Origin of the sequence: Streptomyces ossamyceticus (assembly GCF_001418475.1) — a bacterium.
GTDB classification, from domain to species: Bacteria; Actinomycetota; Actinomycetes; order Streptomycetales; family Streptomycetaceae; genus Streptomyces; species Streptomyces ossamyceticus.
In genome coordinates this window covers 1-4,635 of the sequence record NZ_LIQX01000522.1, presented here as the reverse complement: position 1 = coordinate 4,635, position 4,635 = coordinate 1, and the positions used below count along the sequence as shown (strand labels likewise).

General features: G+C 72.2%; 4 protein-coding genes. 2 read left to right on the top strand and 2 right to left on the bottom strand.

Going from position 1 to position 4,635, the window contains the following annotated elements:
- Positions 1-510: helix-turn-helix domain-containing protein (locus AOK15_RS47580; protein WP_240508693.1), on the bottom strand; the 510-nt coding region annotated here is incomplete at its 3' end.
- Positions 511-785: 275 nt separating this feature from the next.
- On the opposite strand from AOK15_RS47580, the gene AOK15_RS31750 reads away from it, so the two are divergent.
- Positions 786-1,562, top strand: coding sequence for a DUF4232 domain-containing protein (locus AOK15_RS31750; protein WP_055521785.1), 777 nt, complete (start codon positions 786-788; stop codon positions 1,560-1,562).
- Between the two features lie 82 nt (positions 1,563-1,644).
- On the opposite strand, the gene hemB is transcribed toward AOK15_RS31750, so the two are convergent.
- A complete protein-coding gene (gene hemB, locus AOK15_RS31745; RefSeq protein WP_055521784.1) occupies positions 1,645-2,637 on the bottom strand; it encodes a porphobilinogen synthase in 993 nt (330 codons plus the stop codon).
- 185 nt (positions 2,638-2,822) lie between these two features.
- Between hemB and AOK15_RS31740 the strand changes: the two genes are divergently transcribed.
- Positions 2,823-4,607, top strand: coding sequence for an APC family permease (locus AOK15_RS31740; RefSeq protein ID WP_055521783.1), 1,785 nt, complete (start codon positions 2,823-2,825; stop codon positions 4,605-4,607).
- Positions 4,608-4,635 lie beyond the last annotated feature (28 nt).

The following is a 4,635-nucleotide window of genomic DNA, read 5'->3' as shown; positions in this document are numbered from 1 at the left end:
CGGCTGGCCCGTCTCTGCAAGGCCACGCCCGGGGAGCTGGTCGAGCTGCACCGCAAGTGGGTGCTCGCGGACGCGACGCGCGGACGCAGGGGGAGCGACCTCCGTGCGGCCGGCGGGGATTCCGCGGCGGCTTTGGACGGCGGCGCCATCCGCACCCGCGCCCTCCCCCGGAGCCGCGACCGCGCCCGGAGCGGGCGGCTCGTGCGCGACGGCGCCCCCGTCCAAAGCCGCCGCGGAATCCCCGCCGGCCGCACGGAGGTCGCTCCCCCTGCGTCCGCGCGTCGCGTCCGCGAGCACCCACTTGCGGTGCAGCTCGACCAGCTCCCCGGGCGTGGCCTTGCAGAGACGGGCCAGCCGCTCCACGGGCGCGTAGTCCGCCGGTACGGCGTCCCCGTTGCAGTACCGGTGCAGGGTCGACGTACTCATGTGGAGCCGCTTGGCGAGCACCCCGTAGCTCAGCCCGGAGCGCTCCTTCAACTCCCGCAGTTGTTCCGCGAAACCAGCCGCCATGCCGTTCCCGGCACCGCTCCCCGACACGTTCTCTCCGTCCCCTCACATCACCGGCGTCCCGTTCCGCGTTCCAGGGAAGGGACGTTCGCCCAGGTCACAGGCGTTGCGAGCATTCCAGCGTCCCTGATCGCCCGCCGGAGGTGGCGGCCGGGACGGATCACCCCGCAAGCTCTGGTCATCCAAACACGCCGCTCCCGAAAGTCCGGTCGAGCGGCGCGCGTTCGACCACTTGTTCTCAGCCTTCTCCACCGGCTTTGTCCGAAAGGGACTCCGTCATGCGTACGTACCGCACCACCCGCACCGCCCGCACCGTCCGCCCCTCCCGTCTGCTCGTCGCGGCCGGAGCGGCCCTCGCGGCGCTCTCCCTCACCGCGTGCGGCGACGGCACGGGTATGAAGGACGAGGGCGCCGCGCACGCCTCGGTGTCGGCCTCGGAGGGTTCCCGGAAGGCGGACACGGGCAAGGGCACGGACACCGGCACGGGCGGCAACCGGACGTCCCCGAACGGGCAGACGGGCGCCGAGACCTCGGCGGCCGGGGGTCAGCAGGGCGGGAGCGCGGGCCAGGGCAAGGGCACCGTGGACCAGGCGTCGACGAAGGGCGGCGACCCGTTCGACCCCGCGAACCGGGTCACCTGCAACGGGGCGAACACCGCCGTGACGATGAAGCCGGTCGCCCGCCCCCTCAACCACATGCTGATCACGGTCAAGAACACCGGCACGAAGGTCTGCGACCTCTTCTACTACCCGACCGTCCGCTTCGACCAGGTCCAGTGGGCCCCGCGGGTCATGGAGGAGTCCCAGCCGCAGGCCGTGGTGACCCTCGCCCCCGGTGAGTCCGGCTACGCGGGCGTCCTGCTCTCCGCCGCCGACGGCAGCGGGGAGAACGGCACCACCGCCAAGAAGGCCACCATCCGCTTCCAGGGCTCGAAGCCCGGCAGCAACGGCGGCGCCGTCGCGTCCCCGGCCCTCCCCGCCCAGGGCGTCCACTACGACAGCACCCTGGCCGTCACGTACTGGCAGTCGACGATCGACGACGCCCTGATGTACTGACCGAAGCGTCCATGACGAGGCACGGCCCCGGCCGACGCACGCCGCGTCGCCCGGGGCCGCCCCCGCACAGGAATACAGCCGCTCAGCGCACCATCCGCGCGGCCTCCACGGCCCAGTAGGTGAGGATGTTCTGCGCGCCGGCCCGCTTGATGCCGGTCAGCGTCTCCAGGATCGCCCGCTCCCGGTCGATCCAGCCCTTCTCCGCGGCGGCCTCGACCATCGAGTACTCCCCGGAGATCTGGTACGCGGCGACCGGCACGTCCACGGCGTCCGCGACCTTCGCGACGATGTCGAGGTAGGGGCCGGCCGGCTTCACCATCACCATGTCGGCGCCCTCCTCCAGGTCGAGGGCCAACTCCCGCAGCGACTCCCGGACGTTGGCGGGGTCCTGCTGGTACGTCTTGCGGTCCCCCTGGAGCGAGGAGGCGACCGCCTCGCGGAAGGGCCCGTAGAACGCGGACGCGTACTTGGCGGTGTAGGCGAGGATCGCCACGTCCTCCCGCCCGATCTGGTCGAGCGCGTCGCGGACGACACCGATCTGGCCGTCCATCATGCCGCTGGGCCCGACCACGTGCGCACCGGCGTCCGCCTGCACCTGCGCCATCTCGGCGTACCGCTCCAGCGTGGCGTCGTTGTCGACGCGGCCCTCGGCGTCCAGCACACCGCAGTGCCCGTGGTCCGTGGTCTCGTCGAGGCACAGGTCCGACATCACCAGCAGCTCGTCGCCGACCTCGGCCCGTACGTCGCGGAGCGCGACCTGGAGGATCCCGTCCGGGTCCGTGCCCGGCGTGCCCAGGGCGTCCTTCTTGGCGTCCTCCGGCACCCCGAACAGCATGATCCCGGAGACCCCGGCCTCGACGGCCTCCGCGGCGGCCTTCTTCAGGCTGTCGCGCGTGTGCTGCACGACCCCCGGCATCGCGGCGATCGGCACCGGCTCGGCGACCCCTTCCCGCACGAACGCGGGAAGGATGAAGTCCGCAGGGTGCAGCCGCGTCTCGGCGACCATCCGGCGCATCACGGGGGAGGTGCGCAGCCGCCGCGGCCGCGTACCGGGAAAGGATCCGTACGTCGACATACCCCTACGCTACGCCCGCCCCGGCACCCCCTTTACCGACGTACCGTCGGCGGCGCCGCTCCCCCGCACCGTAACGATCCGCTCCCCCGCGCAGTGACGATCGCGTCATTCGTCTCACCGGGCGTGTCCACGCGTGCGTAACCTGCGAGGAGGGCAGTGCGCGCCGGTACTCAGGTCAAAGGGGGATGACGTTGGGTCGTACGGGGGAGCGTGACCTCGCGTGTGAGAACACGGCGGAGGCCGCCGACGAGCGACGCCGTCTGTCCACCCTCGACCTCGTCGGCCTGGCCGCAGGGGGCGTGGTGGGCTCCGGATGGCTGCTGGCGGCGGGACCCGCCTTCTGGGGGCTCGGCGCGGACGCCATATGGGGGTGGGTGGCCGGCGGGGCGCTGATGCTGCTGATCGCCGCCGTCATGGTCGAACTGGGCATCGCCGTGCCCAAGACGGGCGGGCTGATCTTCCTGCCGCTCCAGGCCGCCGGGCCGCTCGTGGCCACGGTCGTGGCCGCCGGCCTGTGGATCGTCTACGCGGCGAACCCGGCGAGCGAGGCGGCGGCCATGGTCCGCGGGCTGGCGTACGAGTACCCGTGGCTGCTGGAGAACGGGGACCGGCTGGCGGGGGCCGGCGGGCTCGGCGGGAGCGTGGCCCGGCCCTACGACCTGTCGAACAGCGGTCTGTTGTGCGCGGTGGCGTTTTTGGCGCTGATCATGGCGGTGAACCTGCTGCCGCAGCGCCGGCTGATCCGGCTGAACCTCGTCGTCACCGTGGTCAAGGTCCTGATCCCGGTGCTGATCGTGGTCTGCCTGTGGCGCTACGCGCTCGACACCGCGCACAGCTGTGTGCCGAAGGACGTCTGGTACCTCAGCGGGCAGGAGGACACCAAGGTGGCCCTTCAGGCGAGGGCCGGGCACCCGGAGCCGCAGGACTTCCTGTACATGGTGCTGGGCGGCAGCATCATCTACGCCTACATCGGCTTCCAGGCCCCGCTGGACTTCGCGGGCAACGTCAAACGGCGCGGCAGGGGCGAGGCCGCCCGGCTGCGGTGGGCGGTGTACGGCACGCTCGTCGGCGCGTTCCTGCTGTACACGGCGCTCCAGTGGATCTTCGGTCGGCTCTGCGGTGAGCTGACCGGCGACATGCTGGCGTCCCCGTACGCCCAGTTCGCCACGGCCCTGGGCGGGATGTGGCTGGTCTGGCTGATCCGGCTGAACGCGGTGCTGTCCCCCATGGGATCCGGGATCGTCTTCACCCACGCCCTGACCCGCGAGGTCGCCGCCCTCAGCCGCGCCCACCTCACCCACCGGGGGCTGCAGACCGCCCGGCGGGCGTCGTTCCGGTTCCGGGGCGCCGAGATCGACGCGTTCTGGATGATCCTGCTGGTCAACTTCACCATCGGTCTGGTGATGCTGCTGCTGGTCAAGGGCAGTTGGGAGGATCTGGTCGCCCTCAACAGCGTGCCGGCGCTGGTGGTGTACGCCATGCCCGGCGTCGTCCTGGTGGCGTTGAAGCCGCCGGGCTTCCCTGGCGCCCGCCGGGTACTGCACCTGGTGCTGTCCGCGACCGCGTTCGTCGCGATCGCCGTGGTGATCCACGAGGCCGGGTGGGGCAAGGTGTGGCGGGGCATGGCCGCGGTGGCGGTGGGCTCGGCCCTGCTGCTCGGTCTTCCTCTGCTGGCCCGGCTCGATCTGCCCTTCCTGGGGCGCCTGTTGCGCCGCTACGACGCCCGGGACCACGTCTCCCGCTTCGCGCGCCCCGACGACCCCGCCGTACGGCCGGTGCTGCTCTTCCTCACCCATCTGACGGTGCTCGTGCTCTGCACCGGCCTGCGGGACGCCCTGGACGAGCACTTCCCCGATGTGGGCCTGGTGACCCTGCCCGTCGCCGCCCTCTCCGCGGCCGTCCTTTTCCCCTTGCTGGTCACGGCCTGCCGCCGGGGGCCGGGCAGGGTCGGCGGTACGGCGGCCATGTAGCGGCGGCAGGCCGTGACCAGCACGGGGA